Here is a 20,374-nt window from a genome sequence, read left to right on the forward strand (position 1 = left end):
TCCGCGTGGTCAGTCGTTGGTGGTGGGGTCGATGACGCGGACGCCGAAGTGGGAGGTGAGGGCGCTGCACGCGCGGCAGAGGGTGGCGAAGCTGCCGTGCAGGGGGTCGCCGTCCTCGCGTATGCGGCGGGCGGTGAGCTTGGCGTGCTTGAGGGCCTTGCGGGCCTCGCCGTTGGTCATGGGTCTGCGGGAGGCGCGCTTGCTGCGGGTGGCGTCGGCGGCGGCGAGGTGCCGGGAGATGAGGATGGTCTCGGCGCAGCGGCCGGTGAAGCGGTCGCGTTGGGCGCTGGGGAGGGTGTCCAGGAAGTCCTGGACGAGGGGGTGCAGGGTGGGGGGCTCCTCGCCGCGGGCGGCGGTGCCGGTGAGGGTGGTGCCGTGGACGGAGAGAGCGGCGGCGACGGTGGGCAGGATGCCGTCGCGGCGTTGCCGCAGGGTGGGTGCGGTGGGTGCCTCGGTGCCGCTCCAGTCGATGCGCGGGTCGCCGGCGCGCACGTCGGTACCTCCGGTCTGCAAGGTATTCATGTTGGCTTTCCCTCCCCGGGCTGTCCCCCGAAGGACACAGGGTGCCAAATGCCGTGGGTCGTGCGGAAGCTGGGGCGGTGCGACACGCCCGTGATGGGTGGAGGCGGTCACGGTGGGGTGACGGTTGGTCACGGAGGTGGGGTGGGGCGGTGGGTGGCGGTTGTGGTGTGTGTCGCGGGGACGCGGTGGGCCGGTGACCGAGGTTCGGGTACCGCTTAGGCTGTCGGCATCCGCGATGACACCGCCGTTCAGGCATGAGAGAACGCCTCAGGGGGCAACCGCCATGACGACAGGTCGGCTCGGGCTGGGGACACCTCCCGGCCGCCAGGGGGGACAGGCCGTGCCGCCGAACGCGGCTTACTCTGGGCAGGTCGTGCATTTCCCGGATCCGGTGCGGGCGGCGCGTCACCCCGGTGGGGTGCGGGTCGACGAGCGGGGTTTCCCGGATTTCTCGCCGTATGCGCGGGTGGCGGTGGAGATCGCGGAGCCGCCGGAGGGGTTCGGTGTCGACGAGTTGCGGCTGACGGACTATGTGTCGGCGAACGCGGCGCTGGCGGCGGCGGGGCACGAGTGGTGGGACACGGTGCCGGACGTGGCGACGCCGCACGGCTGGACGTGGCATCACGTGGCGGGTTCGCGGCGCCTGGAGCTGGTCCCGGTCGATGTGAAGGCGTTGCTGCGGCATCACGGTGGGGTGGCGACGGCGCCGGTGGACCACGGCAAGCGGGGTACGCGGCCGTTGCAGGAGACGCGGCCCGCGCATTTCGCTCTGCCGAAGTCGGGTGTGGCGGTGACCGAGGCGCAGGTGCAGGGCGTCGAGGAGGATCTGGGGTACCGGTTGCCGGGGGCCTATCGTGACTTCCTGAAGGCGGCGGGCGGTTGTGCCCCGGTGGGTACGGCGCTGGTCGCGGACCTGGGGTTGCTGCTGGACCAGCCGTTCTTCACGGTGCGGGACGAGGCCGCGGTCAACGACCTGGTCTATGTGAACAAGTGTCTGCGCGACCATCTGACGAAGGACTATCTCGGGGTGTCGTTCGTGCAGGGCGGGCTGCTCGCGGTGAAGGTGCGGGGCGAGCGGCTCGGTTCGGTGTGGTTCTGCGCGTACGACGATGTGCGGGACGTGGATCCGTCGTTGCCGCCGGCGGAGCGGGTGGAGCGTCTGCTGCTGCCGTGCGGCGACGACTTCGACGCGTTCCTGTCCCGGCTGGCGGGTAATCCGCCGGAGTTGGAGACGGTGGCGAATCTGATGGTGGACGGCGGTTTCGCGCGTGTCGTCCCGGTGACTTCCGGCCCGGTGGGGGAGTGAGCTGACGGCGATGGTGACGTACGCGCAGGCGCAGGAGCGCGCCGAGGAGTGGATCAACGGCGATGTGCCCGCGTATCAGCACCGTGAGGTGCGGGTGCGGGAGTTCGAGCTGGGTTTCGTGGTGTGGGGCGAGGACCGGGCGCAGGGGCCGCGGTCGGACGCGGGTGCGCAGCGGCTGGTGATCGCCCGGGACAGTGGTGAGGCCACGTTGTGGCCGGCGTTGCCGGTGGGTGAGGTGATCCGCCGGTACGAGGAGGAGTACGGCCGTCCGGACGGGCCGGGGGAGCCGGCGCCGGCGCCGGCCGCGGCGCGGTTGGACCTCAATCAGACGTCGTTCCTGCTGACTCCGCCGGAGTGGTTGCAGGAGGCGGCGGACAAGATGGGGATAGGGGAGCGGCGGCCGTCCGCGGATTCCGGTGCCTCGCCGGGGGCCGGGGCCGCGGGTCCGGGTGTTTCGGAGGGGGCCGGGTTCCCGGCCGGGGGTGATCCGGCGCGGACGCAGGCCGGGCCTTCGGCGGTTCCCGCCGCCCCCGCGGTTCCCGCCCCTGCGGCTCCGGTGTCTCCTCCCGCTCCCGCTGATGTGCCCGACGGGGCGACCCCGTGGACCGGTACGGACACGAACGGGGGTGCCGGTGAGGACGACGACCGTTCGGTGCCGTTGCCCGCGACGGTGTTCGCGCCGCCGCTGGGCGGTTCGGACGGCGACGCGCCGCCGGTCTCGGCGCCGGACGCGAAGACGGCGCTGATGTCGGGCGGCAGCCAGTTGCCGCGTACGGCGGTCGCTCCGGCGTTGGACCTGCCGAATGCGCCGGGCGCGTCGGGTGGTTCGCCGGTTCCGGGTGGTGCGCCGGTGGCGCCGACGGGGAGTACGCCGCCTCCGTCGCCGGTGCCGGGTGCCCCGGCCTACGACCGTCCGCAGGGTCCCGGTGCCCCGGTGCCCTCGGGCGGCACGCCTCCGCCGGCCGTCCCGCCGCAGGTTCCGGGCGGCCCGAACCCGCCGGAGGCCGCAAGTGGTTCGGCCGCCGGTCCCGGTGCGGCCGAGCGTCCGCTCGCGCCGAACGCCGGGGACATCGAGGACGCCGCGACGAGCAAGGCCGCGCCGCCGCCGAGGACGGCGCGCGGCGGGGTGGGCGCGCCGCCCGAGGGCACCGGTGCCCCGGGTGCGCCGGGCGCGCGTCCGGGTAGCGTGCCGCCGCCCGCGCCGGGTGCGTCCTCGGGCGGGTACGTGCCGACGCGTCTCGTGTCCGCGATCGGCCCGGAGGGCCTGGAGGGGCAGGACGGTACGGCGGGCGGTCCCGGCGCGCCGGGCGCCCCCGAGCCGCCCGCGGCACCCCCGGGCGGCGCCCATCACGCGGCCACGATGCTGGCCGGCCCCGGTGGTCCGGGTCCCGGCGCCCCGCAGCCCCCGGCGGCCCCGGGGACGCCCGGCGCGCCCGGCGCTCCGGGTACCCCCGGTGCGCCCCCTGTCCCCGGTGCGCCCCGGCCCCCCGCGGCTCCGGGTGTGCCCTCGGCTCCGGGTGCTCCGCAGCCTCCTGGCGCTCCGCAGTCCCCTGGCGTTCCCGGTGCGCGGGGTGCCGTGCACCAGGCCGAGACCATGCTGGCGGCGCCTCCCGTGGGCGGTCCCGGCGCGCCCCCGCCGCCGGCCGTGCCCGGCGTCCCCGGTACGCCTCCCGGTGTCCCCGGTACGCCGCCGGGTGTGCCCGGTACGCCGCCGGCGTCTCCGGCTCAGATGGCCGCCCCCATGCCGGGGCAGCCCGGGGCGTACGGGTATCCGCAGGCCGGGCAGCCGACGGTGGGCCCGGGGTATCAGGCCGTGCTGCGGTACCGGGCGCAGGACGGTTCGGAGCAGCAGCTGATCCGGCGTTCGGCGCCGGGTACGCCGCATCCGGAGTGGCAGATCTTCCATGAGCTGCGGTCGATGAACGTGCCGCCGGACCAGGTGCTGGAGCTGCACACGGAGCTGGAGTCGTGCGAGCTGCCGGGTGCCTACTGCGCGCGGATGATCCGGGAGCAGTGGCCGCAGGCGCGGATCACGAGCATCGCGCCGTACGGCACGGACCATGCGAGCCGGCAGCAGGGGATGGGCCAACTGCTGGCTCATCAGGGCGAATTGCACCAGGTGGCGGACGGGCCCGCGCGGCCCGCGCCGGTGCGTGCGCCGTTGCCGCCGGTGCAGGCCGCGCCGCCGGTGCCGCCGGAGACCGCCGGGCAGGAGCTGGCGGCGGCGTTCGGACCGGGGGTCTTCCGGTTCGAGCAGCAGGCGGTGTCCCGGCAGGGGGTGCCGCCGGTCGTGGCGCACACCCTGGTGGTGGCCGGACTGCCGGTGGACATGGGCCCGTTCTTCTGGGCGCAGGCGCAGCCGGGCCGTGCGGTGCCGACGCTGGCGGAGCTGGCGGCCGAGCGCGGGGTGCAGCCCGCGGCGGACGCGGGGTCGTACCTGGTGATGGGTACGGACTTCGGCAAGGCGCTGTGTGTGCAGTACGGGACGGCGAACATCGTGGCCGTGCCCGTGGAGGCCGGTCCGGGTGGTGCGCCGGTGCCGCCGCAGTTCGTGAACACGGGGCTGCCGGAGTTCGTGCGCTGCCTGGCGCTGCTGGGCCGGATGTGGCGGCTGCGGTACGGGCTGAACCCCGAGCAGGCGGGCCGCTGGACCGTCGATTTCCAGGCGCAGCTGGCCGCGTTGGACCCGGCGGCGCTGGGTTCGCCGGAGAGCTGGTGGTCGGTGCTGCTGGAGCAGATGTGGGACGGGCTGCTGTAGCCCGGCCGGCGGGAGCACCGAGGGGACGGTGAACCGCGGCACTCCGCCCGTGACGCGGCGGCGGAGTGTCGCGTTATGAACAGTTAAGCCTGATCCGTCACGATATGCGCGAACTCTTGCTGTCGTGCATGTCCGTCGGAGAGGGGTTCCCGAGGTGAGCTGCGCATGGATGCCCCCGGACGGCTTCGCGACCGTCCGGGGGCGCGGGTACCGCCCCGAGCAGGTCGACGCTTGTCTGGAGGCGCTGTCCGGGGACCGGGACGCCGCGTGGGAGCGTGCCGCGCGGCTGACCGTGCTGGCCAAGGACATGGCGGCGGAGGCCGCGCGGCTGCGCGAGGTGGTCTCCCGGCTCCGGCCACAGGAGTACGACACGCTCGACGAGGGCGCCCGCCGGCTGTTCCGGCTCGCGCTGGAGGAGGCGCGGCAACTGCGGGAGCGTGCGCGGTGCGAGGCGCGTGAGCGGGTCGCGCGTGCGGCGGCGGACGCGGAGGGCGTGCGCCTGGCCGCGCGGGAGGACGCGGACGCGCTGCGCGCGGAGGCCGACGAGCGCGCCCGGCGACTCCTGCTCGCCGCCCGCGCGCAGGCCGACGACCTCCGCGTCGGCGCGCGGCGCGCGGTGAAGGAGGGCCGCAGGGAGTCCCTGGAGGCGCTGCGCGAGGTGCGGCGGCGCACCGCCGAGCTGCTCGCCGAGCGGTCCCGGGAACAGGCCGGGCACTGGGCCGGCGCCGAGCGCGCGCAGGCCGGGGAGGCGGCGGCCCTGGAGGCGCGCCAGGCGGAGCTGGTGGCCCGCGCGGAGGAGGAACTGGCTGTCGCGGGGCGGGCCGTGGGGGAGGCGGAGGAGTACGGCCGCCGGTGCGAGGAGGAAGCGCACGCCCGCGCGGCCGCGATCGTCGCCGAGGCCCACGCCCGCGCCGACCGCATCGCCCGCGAGACGGAGCGGGTCCTGCGCGAACACAGCGCGACCTGGGACGACGTGCAGGCTCATATGGACCGGGTACGCGGCAAGCTGACGGCGCTGACCGGTCAGGCGGTCGTGGAGTAGCGGCCGGACGCGGAGCCCGGTCCGCCCCGGGGTGGAGACGAACCCTGAGAACGGGTCCACCCGAGGGTGGGGGTCCCCTAGGGGTATCTCCGCACAACGGGTCGGGGAGGGCTCGTCCCGACGGAGGACGAGCCGGGGCGGGGGCGTTCCTTAGGCTGGCTTTACGCCGCTGGGGGGCGGCCGGCCCGACCGGAGGGGTGGGGTTTTCCCCCTGCCGAAGAGGGGGCTCCGCACCAGCGCGCCGCACCCTCGTCGGGCGCGAGACTCATCGAAGTGGCCGGGACCACGGACGGCGCGGACAGTACCGCGTACGGACGTGGCCGGAACCCGCGTGCACCGGAACACCGGGGCACCGCACACGCATCTGCCGACCGATATAGGAGACATACCGTGACATCGGCTGTGACCATTCCCAGGCACGGGGGCACTGGAGGGCTGACGGCCGTTGCCGCGCGGGCGCGGCAGGTCGTGAAGGCGTACGGGTCCGGGGAGACCCGTGTCGTCGCCCTGGACCACGTCGACGTGGACATCGCCAGAGGCCGGTTCACCGCGATCATGGGCCCCTCGGGGTCCGGCAAGTCCACGCTGATGCACTGCCTGGCGGGCCTGGACACGGTGACGAGCGGTCAGATCCATCTGGCCGAGACCGAGATCACCGGCCTGAAGGACAAGAAGCTCACCCAGCTGCGCCGGGACCGGATCGGCTTCATCTTCCAGGCGTTCAACCTGCTGCCGACGCTGAACGCCCTGGAGAACATCACGCTGCCGATGGACATAGCCGGCCGCAAGCCCGACCGCGCCTGGCTGGACCGGGTCGTGGAGACCGTCGGCCTCGCCGGCCGGCTCAAGCACCGGCCGACCCAGCTGTCCGGCGGCCAGCAGCAGCGCGTCGCCGTGGCCCGCGCGCTCGCCGCCCGCCCGGAGATCATCTTCGGTGACGAACCGACCGGGAACCTGGACTCGCGCGCGGGCGCCGAGGTGCTGGGCTTCCTGCGCCGCTCGGTGGACGAACTCGGCCAGACCATCGTCATGGTGACCCACGACCCGGTCGCCGCCTCGTACGCGGACCGGGTGCTGTATCTCGCCGACGGCCGGATCGTGGACGAGATGCACCAGCCGACGGCCGATCAGGTCCTGGACCGCATGAAGGACTTCGACGCCCGGGGACGCACGTCATGACCGTCCTGAAGACCTCGATGCGCAACTTCTTCGCGCACAAGGGCCGCATGGCGCTCTCGGCGGTCGCTGTCCTGCTGTCCGTCGCCTTCGTCTGCGGCACCCTGGTGTTCACCGACACCATGAACACCACCTTCGACAAGCTGTTCCAGGCGACCGCGTCGGACGTCACGGTCAGCGCCCAGGGCTCCTCCGACACCGGCCAGACCACTTCCCGCACCGGCAAGCCGCCGGTCATGCCGGCCTCCGTCGTCTCCACCGTCCGCGGTGCGCGGGGCGTGCGGTCGGCCGAGGGCACCGTGTTCTCCACCTCGGTGACCGTGATCGACGCCAAGAAGGACAAGCTGTCGCCGAGCAGCGGCGCCCCGACCATCGTGGGCAGCTGGAACGGCAACGACGCCCGCACCATGGAGATCACCACCGGTAAGGCGCCCAAGGGCCCGGACCAGGTGATGGTCGACAAGGACACCGCCGCCAAGCACCACCTGAAGCTCGGCGACGACATCGGCATGATCTCGGTCGTGGGCACGCACCACGCCCGCGTGTCCGGCATCGCCGCCTTCAAGGTCACCAACCCCGGCGCGGCGATCTTCTACCTGGACACCAGGACCGCCCAGCAGACCCTGATCGGGCGCACCGGTGTCTACACCGACGTCGACGTCACCGCCGCCAAGGGCGTGACGGACGACCAGCTGAAGAAGAACGTGACGGCCGCCCTCGGCCACGGCTACAAGGTGCGCACCGCCAAGGAGGTCGCCGACGCCAACCAGAAGAGCGTCGAGAGCTTCCTGAACGTCATGAAGTACGCGATGCTCGGCTTCGCCGGGATCGCCTTCCTCGTCGGCATCTTCCTGATCATCAACACCTTCTCCATGCTGGTCGCCCAGCGCACCCGCGAGATCGGCCTGATGCGCGCCATCGGCTCCTCCCGCAAGCAGGTCAACCGCTCCGTGCTGATCGAGGCGCTGCTGCTCGGTGTGATCGGCTCCCTGCTGGGCGTCGGCGCGGGCGTCGGCATCGCGGTGGGCCTGATGAAGCTCATGAGCGGCATGGGCATGGAGCTGTCCACGGACGACCTGACGATCGCCTGGACGACGCCCGCGCTCGGCCTGCTGCTCGGTGTCGTGGTCACCGTCCTCGCGGCCTATCTGCCCGCCCGCCGGGCCGGCAAGGTCTCCCCGATGGCCGCCCTGCGCGACTCCGGCGCCCCGGGCGACGCCAGGGCCGGTGCCGTGCGCGCCGTGCTCGGTCTGGTTCTCACCGGCGCCGGCGGCTGGAGCCTGTACGCCGCCGCCGAGGCCGACAAGGCCAGGTCCGGCTCGGGCCTGCTGGGCGTCGGCGTGCTGCTCACCCTGGTCGGCTTCGTGGTGATCGGCCCGCTGCTCGCGGGCGGTGTGGTCCGCGTCCTCGGCGCGATCATCCTGCGGGTCTTCGGCCCGGTCGGCCGTATGGCGGAGCGCAACGCGCTGCGCAACCCGCGCCGCACCGGTGCCACCGGTGCCGCCCTGATGATCGGCCTCGCCCTGGTGGCCTGCCTCTCGGTGGTCGGCTCCTCCATGGTGGCCTCGGCCACCGACCAGCTGGACAAGACCGTCGGCGCGGACTTCATCATCCAGGGCGACCAGGAGTTCACCTTCGTCAAGCCGCAGATGGTGCGGCAGATCAAGGCCACGCCCGGCCTTGAGCGGGTCACCGAGTACAAGCTGCTCGACGCCACGCTCAGCACCCCCGACGGCAAGGTCTCCAAGAACGAGACGATCAACGCCGCCGACGCCACCTACGCGAAGGACCTGCGTACCAAGACGGTCGCCGGCGACCTCGCCGACGCCTACCGCCCCGACTCCATGTCCGTCTTCGAGGGCTTCGCCAAGGAGCACGGCATCAAGCTCGGCTCCACCGTCACGGTCGGCTTCAAGGACGGCAGGGCCGCCAGACTGACGGTCCGCGCCATCACCAGCGACGACGTCGTGATCGACAAGGGCGCGATGTACGCGTCCATCGCGACGGCCGCGAAGTACGTGCCGGCGAGCAGGATGCCGCTGGACCAGCTGGTCTTCGCCACCGCCAAGGACGGGCAGCAGGCGGCCGCCTACGCGTCGCTGAAGCGGACACTGCACGCCGACCCGGCGCTGACGGTGCGCGACCAGACCGACTACAAGAAGGCGCTCAAGGACCAGATAGGCCAGCTGCTCAACATGATCTACGGCCTGCTGGCCCTGGCGATCATCGTCGCGGTCCTCGGTGTGGTGAACACCCTGGCCCTGTCTGTGGTGGAGCGCACCCGGGAGATCGGCCTGATGCGGGCCATCGGTCTCTCCCGCCGCCAGATGCGGCGCATGATCCGTCTGGAGTCCGTGGTGATCGCCGTCTTCGGCGCGCTGCTCGGCCTCGGGCTGGGCATGGGCTGGGGCGTGACCGCCCAGCAGCTCCTCGCCCTCCAGGGGCTCAACGTCCTGGACATCCCCTGGCCGACGATCATCGCCGTCTTCATCGGCTCCGCCTTCGTGGGCCTGTTCGCCGCCCTCATTCCCGCCTTCCGCGCGGGCCGCATGAACATCCTGAACGCCATCGCCACGGACTAGCCGCCGCAACCCCCGTCCGACGGCCGTCCGACGGCCGTCCGACCGAGGACCGCCCGGCCGACGACCACCGCATACGGGGGTTGCGGGGGAGCACCCGGTACCGAGGAGTCTTGGGGGACTTCTCGGTGCCGGGCCTTCGTCCGTCCGATTCCCGGCCGGCCGAGCCGGGAAGCGGGGTTGTCCACAGGCACCGGCGCCGACCCCGACGGCGTCGTAGGCTGGACACCCCCGGTCGCGCCCCGCGCCGGGCTGCTTGCGTTGCCCACCCTGGACGGAAAGCCCCATGAGCCTGCACGGTCTGCTCGACGCCATCGTCAAGGACCCCGCCCTCGCGGAAGCGATCACGGCGGCCGCGGACGGCAGCCGTATGCACGTCGACCTCGTCGGCCCCCCGGCGGCCCGCCCCTTCGCCCTCGCCGGCCTCGCCCGTGAGAGCGGGCGTACGGTGCTCGCGGTCACGGCGACCGGCCGGGAGGCGGAGGACCTGGCGGCGGCGCTGCGCTCGCTGCTGCCCCCGGAGGGCGTCGTGGAGTACCCCTCCTGGGAGACGCTGCCGCACGAACGCCTCAGCCCCCGCAGCGACACCGTCGGCCGGCGCCTCGCGGTGCTGCGCCGCCTTGCCCACCCCCGCCCGGACGACCCGGAGACCGGCCCGGTCTCCGTCGTCGTCGCACCCGTGCGATCCGTGCTCCAGCCGCAGGTCAAGGGCCTCGGCGAGCTGGATCCGGTGGCCCTGCGCACCGGCCAGAACGCCGATCTGAACGAGGTCGTGGAGGCCCTCGCGGCCGCGGCGTACGCGCGCGTGGAGCTGGTGGAGAAGCGCGGCGAGTTCGCGGTGCGCGGCGGCATCCTGGACGTGTTCCCGCCCACCGAGGAACACCCCCTGCGCATCGAGTTCTGGGGCGACGACGTCGAGGAGATCCGTTACTTCAAGGTCGCCGACCAGCGCTCCCTGGAGGTCGCCGAGCACGGACTGTGGGCGCCGCCCTGCCGCGAGCTGCTGCTCACCGACGAGGTGCGCGAGCGCGCGCGGGCGCTCGCCGAGGAGCACCCGGAGCTGGGCGAACTCCTGAACAAGATCGCCGAGGGCATCGCGGTCGAGGGCATGGAGTCCCTCGCCCCCGTCCTGGTCGACGACATGGAGCTGCTCCTCGACGTGCTGCCCCAGGGGGCGATGGCCGTGGTCTGCGACCCGGAGCGGGTCCGCACCCGCGCCGCCGACCTGGTGGCCACCAGCCAGGAGTTCCTCCAGGCGTCCTGGGCGGCCACCGCGGGATCGTGGCGCGCGGGCGAAGCCCGCTCGGTTGAGGGGGGCGATGGGCGACGGGTGGGCGGCGAGGCCCCCATCGACGTCGGCGCGGCCTCCCTGTGGTCCATGGCCGACGTCCGCGACCGGGCGCGCGAGCTGGACATGATGTGGTGGTCCGTCTCGCCCTTCGCCGCCGACGAGGAGCTGACGGACGCATCCGCCGCCGACGCGGAGGGGGACACCCTGAAGCTGGGCATGCGCGCGCCCGACACCTACCGCGGCGACACCGCCAGGGCGCTCGCCGACACCAAGGGCTGGCTCGCCGAGGGCTGGCGCATGGTGTTCGTCACCGAGGGCCACGGCCCGGCCTCCCGCACCGTCGAGGTGCTCGGCGGCGAGGGCATCGCCGCCCGCATGGACACCGACCTCGGCGAGCTGAGCCCCTCAGTCGTGCACGTCTCCTGCGGCTCCGTCGAGTACGGCCTCGTGGACCCGGGGCTCAGGCTCGCGGTGCTCACCGAGACCGACCTCTCCGGGCAGCGCACCGCGAGCCGCGACGGCGCGCGGATGCCGGCCCGCCGCCGCAAGACCATCGACCCGCTCACCCTGGAGCCGGGCGACTACATCGTCCACGAACAGCACGGCGTGGGCCGCTACATCGAGATGGCGCAGCGCACCGTGCAGGGCGCCACCCGCGAGTACCTGGTCGTGGAGTACGCCCCCGCCAAGCGCGGCCAGCCCGGCGACCGCCTCTACATCCCCACCGACCAGCTGGAGCAGATCACCAAGTACGTCGGCGGTGAGGCGCCCACCCTGCACCGGCTGGGCGGCGCGGACTGGACGAAGACCAAGGCGCGCGCCAAGAAGGCCGTCAAGGAGATCGCCGCCGACCTGATCAAGCTCTACAGCGCCCGCATGGCCGCCCCCGGCCATGCCTTCGGCACCGACACGCCCTGGCAGCGCGAGCTGGAGGACGCCTTCCCCTACGCCGAGACCCCGGACCAGCTCACCACCATCGCCGAGGTCAAGGACGACATGGAGAAGTCGGTCCCCATGGACCGCCTCGTCTGCGGCGACGTCGGCTACGGAAAGACCGAGATCGCGGTGCGGGCCGCCTTCAAGGCCGTACAGGACGGCAAGCAGGTCGCGGTCCTGGTGCCGACGACGCTGCTGGTGCAGCAGCACTTCGGGACGTTCTCCGAGCGGTACGGGCAGTTCCCGGTGAACGTGCGGGCGCTCTCCCGGTTCCAGACCGACACCGAGGCCAAGGCCGTCCTGGAGGGGCTGCGCGAGGGCGCGGTGGACGTCGTCATCGGCACCCACCGGCTGTTCTCCTCCGAGACCAAGTTCAAGGACCTGGGCCTGGTCATTGTGGACGAGGAGCAGCGCTTCGGCGTCGAGCACAAGGAGCAGCTGAAGAAGCTGCGCGCCAACGTGGACGTGCTCACCATGTCCGCCACCCCCATCCCGCGCACCCTGGAGATGGCGGTCACCGGCATCCGTGAGATGTCGACCATCACCACCCCGCCCGAGGAGCGCCACCCGGTGCTCACCTTCGTGGGGCCGTACGAGGAGAAGCAGATCGGCGCGGCCATCCGCCGTGAGCTGCTGCGCGAGGGCCAGGTCTTCTACATCCACAACCGGGTCGAGTCCATCGACCGCGCGGCGGCCCGGCTGCGTGACATCGTGCCCGAGGCCCGCATCGCCACCGCGCACGGGCAGATGTCGGAGGCGGCCCTGGAGCAGGTCGTGGTCGACTTCTGGGAGAAGAGGTTCGACGTGCTCGTCTCCACCACCATCGTGGAGTCCGGCATCGACATCTCCAACGCCAACACCCTGATCGTGGAGCGCGGCGACACCTTCGGCCTCTCGCAGCTGCACCAGCTGCGCGGCCGGGTCGGGCGCGGCCGCGAGCGCGGGTACGCGTACTTCCTGTACCCGCCGGAGAAGCCGCTCACCGAGACCGCGCACGAGCGGCTCGCGACCATCGCCCAGCACACCGAGATGGGCGCGGGCATGTACGTGGCCATGAAGGACCTGGAGATCCGCGGCGCCGGCAACCTGCTCGGCGGCGAGCAGTCCGGGCACATCGCGGGCGTCGGCTTCGACCTGTACGTGCGCATGGTGGGCGAGGCGGTCGCGGACTACCGGCGGCAGCTGGAGACCGGCGAGGTCGAGGAGGAGGCCCCGCTGGAGGTCAAGATCGAGCTGCCCGTCGACGCGCACGTCCCGCACGACTACGCGCCCGGCGAGCGGCTGCGCCTCCAGGCCTACCGCGCCATCGCCGCGGCCGGCTCGGAGGAGGACATCAAGGCCGTCCGCGAGGAACTCACCGACCGCTACGGCAAGCTGCCCGAGCCGGTGGAGAACCTGCTGCTGGTGGCCGGGCTGCGGATGCTCGCGCGGGCCTGCGGGGTCGGCGAGATCGTCCTCCAGGGCACCAGCATCCGATTCGCCCCCGTCGAGCTGCGCGAGTCGCAGGAGCTGCGCCTCAAGCGGCTGTACCCCGGTACGGTCGTCAAGGCGGCCGCGCACCAGGTGCTGGTGCCGCGCCCGAAGACCGCGAAGGTGGGCGGCAAGCCGTTGGTCGGGCGGGAACTGCTCTCGTGGGTGGGGGAGTTCCTGGCCTCGGTGCTGGGGTCCTGACCCCGCCCGAACCCGGGGTGTGAACCGGTGCGCGGACGGACCGTCCGTGCGCCGTTCCCCGGCCGCCATGTGCCCCACCTCACGCCCCGCTCGCCCCTGAATCCCTCCCCCGGGGCCCATCTGTAGCTCTGGAGCGGGCAGTTACCGTATGGGGCGGAACGATCCGCCCCGCTTCCGAGGGCGGACCCGTGAGGGCGAGCGAGGGGGGCGTGGCATGACGCGTCTGAAGAGTGGGGCGGTCTGCGCGGTGGTCGTACTGGCCGCCGCGACCGGCTGCAAGTCGGGTCAGGACAAGGGGGCTTCGGGCCCCGAACCGAAGAGCGGCGGCGGTGTCGTACTGACCGCCGCGAAGGCGCTGCCGGTCAAGGGTCGCGCCCCGAAGAGCGGTTACTCCCGGGCGCGGTTCGGCACCGCGTGGGCGGACACGGACTCCAACTCCTGCGACACCCGGGACGACATCCTCAAACGCGACCTGAAGGACGTGAAGTTCACCGGCGGCGTCTGCAAGGTCTCCTACGGGCTGCTGGACCCGGACCCGTACTCGGGCAAGGAGATCACCTACCGGCGCGGCGCCAGCAAGGTCGACATCGACCATGTCGTCGCTCTCTCGGACGCCTGGCAGACGGGCGCCAAGTACTGGGACGCCGGCAAGCGGATCGCGCTGGCCAACGACCCGCTCAATCTCATAGCCGTCGACGCGAGCGCCAACCGCGGCAAGGGCGACGGCGACGCGGCCACCTGGCTGCCGCCGGACAAGGACTACCGCTGCTCGTACGTGGCGACGCAGGTGGCGGTGAAGAAGAAGTACGGCCTGTGGGTCACCTCCGGTGAGAAGGCGGCGATGGAGAAGGTGCTCACCGCCTGCCCGAACCAGAAGCTGCCCTCCGGCGGCAACCCGACCGAGGCCCCGGCGCGCTTCAAGGCGCGCTAGGGTCCGCACGGGCCCCGCCGTGACTCGGGCGTTCGTCAGTGGACGCGCGGCGGCGGAGCCGGACGCCCCGCCTTCTCCCAGGAGACGAAGGTGTTCGTGCGGGCGTGGACGAACGCCTTGACCGGGTCGGCGGAGTACGTCCACGGCACGCCGCCGACGTACCCGCCGATCGCCTGGAACTGCTCCACCGCCTCCGCGAACCGCTTCTTCTGGAACAGCATCTTGGCCAGCAGATGCCGTACGAGCGGCAGCCGGTGGTGCCCGGCGGGGGCCCGGTGGACGGCGTCCAGGGTGGCGTCGATGGCCGGTTCGACGAACGGCTGGGCGTACACGGGCTCGTTGCGCTCCCGGACGGCGTGCTCGTACAGCGCGTACAGGCGCAGTACGGGCAGCAGGCTGCCGGGCGGCGCGGTGGCCGCGGCCTGCTCGGCGAACGCGTACATCAGCTCGTGCGAGCCGCGCCACTTGGCGCACCAGTACTGGAGCGCGCTGACATGGGCGCCGAAGTGGTGCGGGTCGCGGGCGGTGATCTCGGCCCACAGGGCGCGGAAGTCGTCGTGCTCCCAGCCGAGTCCGAGGGCGATGGTGATCTGCGCGATCCAGGGGCAGGGGTCCTCGGGCGCCATCCGCGCGGCCTCCCGGCAGGCGGGCAGTGCCTCGGCCAGCAGCCGGTGGAAGCCCTCGAACTGCTCGGAGGTGGTGTACTTCGCCATCTGCGCGCCGCGGACCTCGCCCGCGAGCGCGACGAGCGCGTCGGCGTGCACGAGCGCGGCGGACGGGTCGCCGGGGTACTCGGCGCGCCAGGCCCTGACCCAGGAGTCGTCCTTGACCGCGGCCTTCACCAGGATGCCGAGCCGGTACCAGCGCAGGTCCCAGTCGCGGCCCGCGTCGGCGAGGTAGCCGGCGGCCCGCCGCCAGTCACCGGCGAGCGCGGCCGCGGCCACCGCGTCGGCCTCGGGGTCGGGACCCGCGTGCTCCTTGTCGAGCTGTGCGGCGGGCACCAGGCCGTAGGCGGCCGCGTCGATGGTGACCGGGGCCTTGGCCTTCTCCTCGGCCTTCAGCGCGCGCGCCTTGCGGATGTTGCGCGGGACGGTGACGGCCGCGTATACGAGGGCGCCGGTGCCGGCTATGTCGATCAGGACGTTCATACCGGGACTTTCGGGGGTTCGGGGCCGCCTCGGGGAAGGCGGACGGGGCGAGCGGCCGTCAGGCCGGGGTGCGGGGTGCGGGCCCGGTGCCGTCGAACGGTCCGCGGGCGTCGTCGCGCAGCAGCGTACGCAAGGGTGTGGTCACGGCCGGCTCGGCTACCGCCCGGTCCAGCGCCTTCGGCAGGTCCTCGGTGAACCACGCGGGCGCGGTCTGCCGCACCGGGGGCCCCGCCCAGCACAGTTCCCGCCGGTACAGCCCCGCCTCCAGCGCGGCGAGCAGGGCCAGGTGGCGCAGGGCCGAACGGAGGGTCGTACGCGCGAACTCGCGCGCCGCGCGCCCACTGCTGCGGGCGGCCTCCTCGGACCGCGGCAGCCGGGCGGCCAGGTCGTGGAGCAGTCCGCGGTCGAGCAGGTCGAGGAGGCGGTGCAGGTCCCGGAGGTGGGGGCGGCGCGGGTCCGGGAGGTGGTGCGGGGGTACGACGCCGGGGGTGGCGCCGGCACTGGTCGGCTGCGCCATGGCCGTGAGCAGTGCCTGCGCCTCCCGCGCGTGGGTCTCCAGGCTCGTCCGGCCGGGCAGCTCGCCCCAGGGGACCCGGCGCCTGGACAGCGCTTCCGTGCTGAGGGTGGCCTGTTCCAGATCGGCCAGGAGCCGGTCCGGTGTCCGGATCAGGGCGGTGGCCGGACGCCGGGCGAGGGTGGGGGCGGGGCCTTCGTCGGAGATCGACTCCAGCGCCCTGATCCGGTCGGCCGTGGGCGGGTGGGAGGCGTACGGGGACCGGTCCTCGCCGGCTTCCTCCGGCAGCGGTTCGCGCGCCAGCGCCGTCAGCTGGGCCCGGCGGGTGCCGTCCGCGAGCAGCTGGGCGAACCCGCCGTAGAACTGCCCTTCCGGGGGCAGCAGTCCGGCGTCCCAGCCCATCAGGGCGTACTGGTTCAGGTAGAGATCGTCGGCCGCTTCCAGCGCGGGGATGCGGCGCAGGGCGTCGGCCGTGGTGGCCGGGCCGGCGATCCGGGCGGCGACCAGGTCGGCCGCGTACTCCTGGCGACGGCTGACCGCCTCGGTCAGGCGCAGGCACAGCTTGGTGTACGCGGTGAAGACGAGGGCGAGGTAGTGGTCCGGGCCCCGTGTGGGGCCCCGCTTCAGGGGTGGCGGCCTGCCCTCCGCCCGGCGCCGGGCGGCCCTCGCGGCGAACTCCGCCCGCTCCTCGGCCTCCTCGCGCGCGGCCCGCTCCTTCAGCGTGCCGACGGTGTGCGCCAGCCGGCCGCGCAGCGCCGCCACCAGGTTGCCCAACCGGGTGTCGTGGTGGGCGTAATGGCCCAGCTCGTGCCCGAGCACGGCGTCCAGCTCGGCCTCGGGCAGGCCCAGCAGCAGGGCCACGCCCAGGAAGAGCCGTCGCTCGCCCGCCACCAGCCCGAGCCACCGGGCGTCCTCCTGCACCATGGCGACGGCGCCCGGCACGATCCGTATCTCCGCGGGCGGCCGGGTGTCCACCTGCGCGGCCAGCCGCCGCACGTGCTCCCACAGCTCAGGCTGCTCCCGCGGGGTCAGCGAGAGGCCCGGCGGTCCCTCGCGCCCCTCGCTGGGCCGCCGGCTGAGCACGACGACCCGCAGCACGCACCAGGCGACGGCGAGCGAGCCGACGTAGCCCTCCAGGGTGACGACGGTGAACGTGCCCCGGGCCAGGACGACGTCCAGGGCCGCCACGGTCACGAGGAGGAGCAGGGCCAGCAGGTAGAACCCGAGCAGCAGTCCGAGGGCGAGCGCGGCGCGCAGGGAGGCTCCCGGCGCGCCACGCCCCGCGGCTGCCGGGCCGGCGGGACGGGGAGGCATCGGCACCCTTCGAGGAGGACGGCGGCGGGACTACTTCTTCAGACCGGCGAGGACCTTGGCCGTCAGCTTCTTCGCCGACGCGGCGCCGTTGTCGCTGTCCGCGGTGGACAGCACGGTGACCACGGAGTTGCCGGAGCGGGCCGCGACGAGGGTGCTGCCGTTCTGCCAGGCACCGCTCGTCAGCGTCATCGTGTAGGCCTCGTCGCCGAGACCGGCGGTGGCCTTGCCGGTGACCGCCACCTTGGCGTGCGCGTCGGTGTCCGTGAACGTGGCGCAGTCGGCGGCGACGTTCGCGAACTCCTTCATCACGGCCTTGGCGGTGGTGCCCCGGAACGCGTCGATCTCCTGGGCCAGTTCCTGCGTCTTGTCCTTGATCGTGTAGTCGTTCTGCGCGAACGACACGCCGCCCTTGTAGCCGGTCAGCTGGATCCAGGACGTGCTCTCCAGGCGGGTGCAGCCCGGCTTGGCGCCGCTCTTGGCCGACTGGGTGAGGAGCTGGTCGCCGCTGTCGGCGGTGTTGTCGCTCTCGACGGCGTACCCCGCCGGGAAGTACGAGGCGGGCGCCAGCGCCTTCTTCAGCTGCGTGCCCGTGGGCAGGCTCGCGTTCGGGTCCTTCGCGGTCTGCTTCGCGCTCGGGGCGGAGGCGTCCGTGGAGCCGGTGGAGCAGGCGGTGAGGGCCAGGGGCAGGGCCGCGGCGGCGGCGAGCAGCGTGGCGGCACGGGACGAGAGACGCATGACAGTCCTTCAGGGCTGGTGGAACGGAGAGGTGCGTACGGCTGAGCGGCGTGCCGTACCGCGTCCGGCCGGGGCCGAACGGTTGAGCGTTCGCTGGGTCAATAACAGCAGAGCGTGTGAACCGAGTCAACATGGTTCACACGGTCCGGCAGTGAACACGCCGTGAATGCAGGGATCTTGTGCACGTCGGTATGCTCGGCGCAAACGGGACGAGGGGAGCGGGGCCGGTGCAGGATCAGGCGACAGAGGTGACCGCGGCCGGCATCGCGCGGCTCGCCGGAGTGGGCCGGGCCGCCGTCAGCAACTGGCGGCGCCGGCACGCGGACTTTCCCAAGCCGGTCGGGGGTACCGAGACCAGTCCTTCCTTCGCGCTCGCCGAGGTCGAGGCATGGCTGCGCAAGCAGGGGAAACTCGCCGAAGTACCGCTGCGTGAAAGGGTCTGGCAGCAGCTCGCGGGGCATCCCGAGGGCCCGCTCACCGCGCTGGTGCACGCCGGTTGCGCGCTGCTGCTGATCCATGAGCGCCCCACGGTCTGGCTGGCGGCGAGCGCGGGCTCCGACGTGCGCCTGGCTCGGCTGCTGCCGGGCGCGCTGGCGCAGGTGCTGACCCCGCGGCTCGGGGAGCTGACGGGGGTGCCGCTGCCCGGGGCGGGGGTGCCGGGTGATGTGAACACGCCGGACGAATCCCGGACGGCGAACAGCGGATCGACGGCACCGGGTGTGAACACCGCACCGGCGGCCCTAGGTGTGAACACCTCCGGCACCCCTGGCGCTCCCGGCAGCCCCGGGACTCCCGACACCCCTGTGAACCCGGTCGACCGCTCCGCCGCCCCCGCCGCGGACCTCCCGCCCCCGCTCCTGCCCTCCGTCCCCCTCCTGCGCGGCGCCGCCGAGCTCGCCGCCGAGACGGGTGCGCGGCAGGCGTTCGAGTTCCTGCTGGGCCGGCATCTCGACGCCAACCCCCGCCAGTACACGCTCACTCCTTCCGAACTCGCCACCCTCATGGCCGACCTGGCCGGTCCGGCCCGGACCGTTCTGGACCCGGCGTGCGGCACCGGCGCCCTGCTGCGGGCCGTGGACACCCGCCCCGAGCAGTGGCTGCACGCGCAGGACAGCGCCCCCGACCTCGCCGCGCTCACCGCGCTGCGGCTCGCGCTGCACTCACGCGCCGGTGTGCGCGCCGCGGCCGGCGACAGCCTGCGCGCCGACGCCTTCCCGGAGCTGCGCGCCGACGCCGTGCTCTGCCACCCGCCGTTCAACGAGCGCAACTGGGGCCACGACGAACTCGCCTACGACCCCCGCTGGGAGTACGGCTTCCCGGCGCGCACCGAGTCCGAGCTGGCCTGGGTGCAGCACGCCCTGGCCCGGCTCACCGACGGCGGCACGGCCGTTCTGCTGATGCCGCCCGCCGCCGCCTCCCGCCGCTCCGGGCGCCGGATCCGCGCCGACCTGCTGCGCCGGGGCGCGCTGCGGGCGGTGCTCGCGCTCCCGGTCGGGGCGGCGCCGCCGTACAACATCCCCCTCCACGTCTGGGTGCTGCGCCGGCCCGAGCGGAACCCGGTCTCGCCCGAGGTGCTGCTCATGGACACCGGGCGGTTCGCCGGGGAGGGGCGCGTCGGCCCGGACTGGGCGGCGGTGCGCGAGGCCGTCCTGGACGCCTGGCGGGCCTTCACGCGCGCCGGACGGCTGGCGGAGCGGCCGGGCCTCGCCCGTTCGGTACCGGTCATCGAGCTGCTCGACGACGACGTGGATCTGGCGCCCGCCCGCCATCTGCCGCCGCCCGCCGTGGCCGACGGCGCCGAGCAGCTCGCCGCGGTGCGGGAACGCCTCGGCGAGACCCTGCGCCTGACCACCGACCTCACCCCGCCGGCCGCCGATCCGGCGCCGCCCGCGCGCTGGCCGCTCACCACCATCGGCGAACTGGCGCGCGGCGGCGCGCTGGTGATGCGCAGCGGCGGCAACGGCGGTCACGCGCGCCTGCCCGTGCTCACCGACACGGACGTCCTCGCCGCCACGGCCCCCTCGGGCACGCTGCCCGAGAGCGACGAGGAGGCCGTGCTGACCGAGCTGGGCGACGTCGTCGTACCGGTGCTCGGCGGCGGCTCGGTGGCGCGTGTGATCGAGGAGCCGACGGCGGGCGCCGTCCTGGGGCGCAACCTCGTCCTGCTGCGCCCCGATGCCACGGCGCTCGACCCCTGGTTCCTCGCCGGGTTCCTGCGCGGTACCGCTAACAACCGGCAGGCCAGCAGCTACGCCTCCACCGCCACCCGCCTCGACGTCCGCCGCCTCCAGGTGCCCCGGCTGCCGCTGGAGGAACAGCGGCGCTACGGCGCCCGGTTCCACGCCCTGGACGAGTTCGAGCGGGCCCTGCGGCACGCGAGCCGGCTCGGGGACCACCTGGTGCGCGGGATGTACGACGGCCTCACGGACGGCACCGTCGCCCCCGACTGAA

At 73.5% G+C, this 20,374-nt stretch carries 12 protein-coding genes; 8 read left to right on the forward strand and 4 right to left on the reverse strand.

Translation table 11 applies throughout. From position 1 onward, the window contains the following. Positions 1–9: 9 nt before the first annotated feature. Positions 10–522 carry a YwqJ-related putative deaminase gene (locus VT52_RS29305; RefSeq protein ID WP_046427688.1) on the reverse strand — a complete coding sequence of 171 codons (513 nt, stop codon included), beginning with the start codon at positions 520–522 and terminating at the stop codon, positions 10–12. 283 nt (positions 523–805) lie between these two features. On the opposite strand from VT52_RS29305, the gene VT52_RS29310 reads away from it, so the two are divergent. From VT52_RS29310 to VT52_RS29340, 7 genes are all read left to right on the forward strand, one after another. After that, entirely contained in the window at positions 806–1,828 is a 1,023-nt protein-coding gene (locus tag VT52_RS29310) for an SMI1/KNR4 family protein (protein WP_079175351.1), read from the forward strand. A gap of 10 nt (positions 1,829–1,838) precedes the next feature. Continuing rightward, positions 1,839–4,586 carry an SUKH-4 family immunity protein gene (locus VT52_RS29315; protein WP_046427693.1) on the forward strand — a complete coding sequence of 916 codons (2,748 nt, stop codon included), beginning with the start codon at positions 1,839–1,841 and terminating at the stop codon, positions 4,584–4,586. 154 nt (positions 4,587–4,740) lie between these two features. Continuing rightward, entirely contained in the window at positions 4,741–5,628 is an 888-nt protein-coding gene (locus VT52_RS38220; RefSeq protein WP_046427696.1) for a coiled-coil domain-containing protein, read from the forward strand. A gap of 390 nt (positions 5,629–6,018) precedes the next feature. Then, positions 6,019–6,807: an ABC transporter ATP-binding protein gene (locus VT52_RS29325; RefSeq protein ID WP_046427699.1), complete on the forward strand. Its 789-nt coding sequence runs from the start codon at positions 6,019–6,021 to the stop codon at positions 6,805–6,807. Then, positions 6,804–9,386 carry an ABC transporter permease gene (locus tag VT52_RS29330; protein WP_046427702.1) on the forward strand — a complete coding sequence of 861 codons (2,583 nt, stop codon included), beginning with the start codon at positions 6,804–6,806 and terminating at the stop codon, positions 9,384–9,386. The genes VT52_RS29325 and VT52_RS29330 overlap by 4 nt, the downstream gene beginning before the upstream one ends. A gap of 283 nt (positions 9,387–9,669) precedes the next feature. Beyond that, positions 9,670–13,281 (forward strand): transcription-repair coupling factor, encoded by a 3,612-nt coding sequence (mfd, locus tag VT52_RS29335; protein ID WP_046427704.1) that lies wholly within the window; start codon positions 9,670–9,672, stop codon positions 13,279–13,281. A gap of 214 nt (positions 13,282–13,495) precedes the next feature. Beyond that, positions 13,496–14,212 (forward strand): HNH endonuclease family protein, encoded by a 717-nt coding sequence (locus tag VT52_RS29340; RefSeq protein ID WP_046427707.1) that lies wholly within the window; start codon positions 13,496–13,498, stop codon positions 14,210–14,212. Positions 14,213–14,247: 35 nt separating this feature from the next. On the opposite strand, the gene VT52_RS38225 is transcribed toward VT52_RS29340, so the two are convergent. The 3 genes from VT52_RS38225 to VT52_RS29355 are packed head-to-tail and all read right to left on the reverse strand — an operon-like array spanning position 14,248 to position 17,923. Beyond that, on the reverse strand, positions 14,248–15,360 hold the full coding sequence (locus tag VT52_RS38225; protein WP_053055719.1) for a hypothetical protein: 1,113 nt from the start codon (positions 15,358–15,360) through the stop codon (positions 14,248–14,250). A gap of 58 nt (positions 15,361–15,418) precedes the next feature. Continuing rightward, positions 15,419–17,188, reverse strand: coding sequence for a M48 family metalloprotease (locus VT52_RS29350; RefSeq protein WP_046427710.1), 1,770 nt, complete (start codon positions 17,186–17,188; stop codon positions 15,419–15,421). 30 nt (positions 17,189–17,218) lie between these two features. Then, positions 17,219–17,923 carry a hypothetical protein gene (locus VT52_RS29355; RefSeq protein ID WP_046427712.1) on the reverse strand — a complete coding sequence of 235 codons (705 nt, stop codon included), beginning with the start codon at positions 17,921–17,923 and terminating at the stop codon, positions 17,219–17,221. Between the two features lie 227 nt (positions 17,924–18,150). Here VT52_RS29355 and VT52_RS29360 point away from each other — a divergent pair, with 227 nt between their 5' ends. After that, the gene (locus VT52_RS29360; protein ID WP_046427714.1) at positions 18,151–20,373 is read left to right on the forward strand and encodes an N-6 DNA methylase; all 2,223 of its coding nucleotides are present in this window, start codon (positions 18,151–18,153) and stop codon (positions 20,371–20,373) included. The last annotated feature ends 1 nt before the right edge of the window (position 20,374 follow it).

The organism is Streptomyces malaysiense (genome assembly GCF_000980885.2).
GTDB lineage: Bacteria > Actinomycetota > Actinomycetes > Streptomycetales > Streptomycetaceae > Streptomyces > Streptomyces malaysiense.

Excerpts from the sequence above, each read along its gene's own strand:
- VT52_RS29330 (WP_046427702.1), top strand. The coding sequence starts at position 6,804 with ATGACCGTCCTGAAGACCTCGATGCGCAACTTCTTCGCGCACAAGGGC.
- VT52_RS38225 (WP_053055719.1), bottom strand. The coding sequence starts at position 15,360 with ATGAACGTCCTGATCGACATAGCCGGCACCGGCGCCCTCGTATACGCG.
- mfd (WP_046427704.1), top strand. The coding sequence starts at position 9,670 with ATGAGCCTGCACGGTCTGCTCGACGCCATCGTCAAGGACCCCGCCCTC.
- VT52_RS29350 (WP_046427710.1), bottom strand. The coding sequence starts at position 17,188 with ATGCCTCCCCGTCCCGCCGGCCCGGCAGCCGCGGGGCGTGGCGCGCCG.
- VT52_RS29340 (WP_046427707.1), top strand. The coding sequence starts at position 13,496 with ATGACGCGTCTGAAGAGTGGGGCGGTCTGCGCGGTGGTCGTACTGGCC.
- VT52_RS29305 (WP_046427688.1), bottom strand. The coding sequence starts at position 522 with ATGAATACCTTGCAGACCGGAGGTACCGACGTGCGCGCCGGCGACCCG.
- VT52_RS29310 (WP_079175351.1), top strand. The coding sequence starts at position 806 with ATGACGACAGGTCGGCTCGGGCTGGGGACACCTCCCGGCCGCCAGGGG.
- VT52_RS29355 (WP_046427712.1), bottom strand. The coding sequence starts at position 17,923 with ATGCGTCTCTCGTCCCGTGCCGCCACGCTGCTCGCCGCCGCCGCGGCC.
- VT52_RS29315 (WP_046427693.1), top strand. The coding sequence starts at position 1,839 with ATGGTGACGTACGCGCAGGCGCAGGAGCGCGCCGAGGAGTGGATCAAC.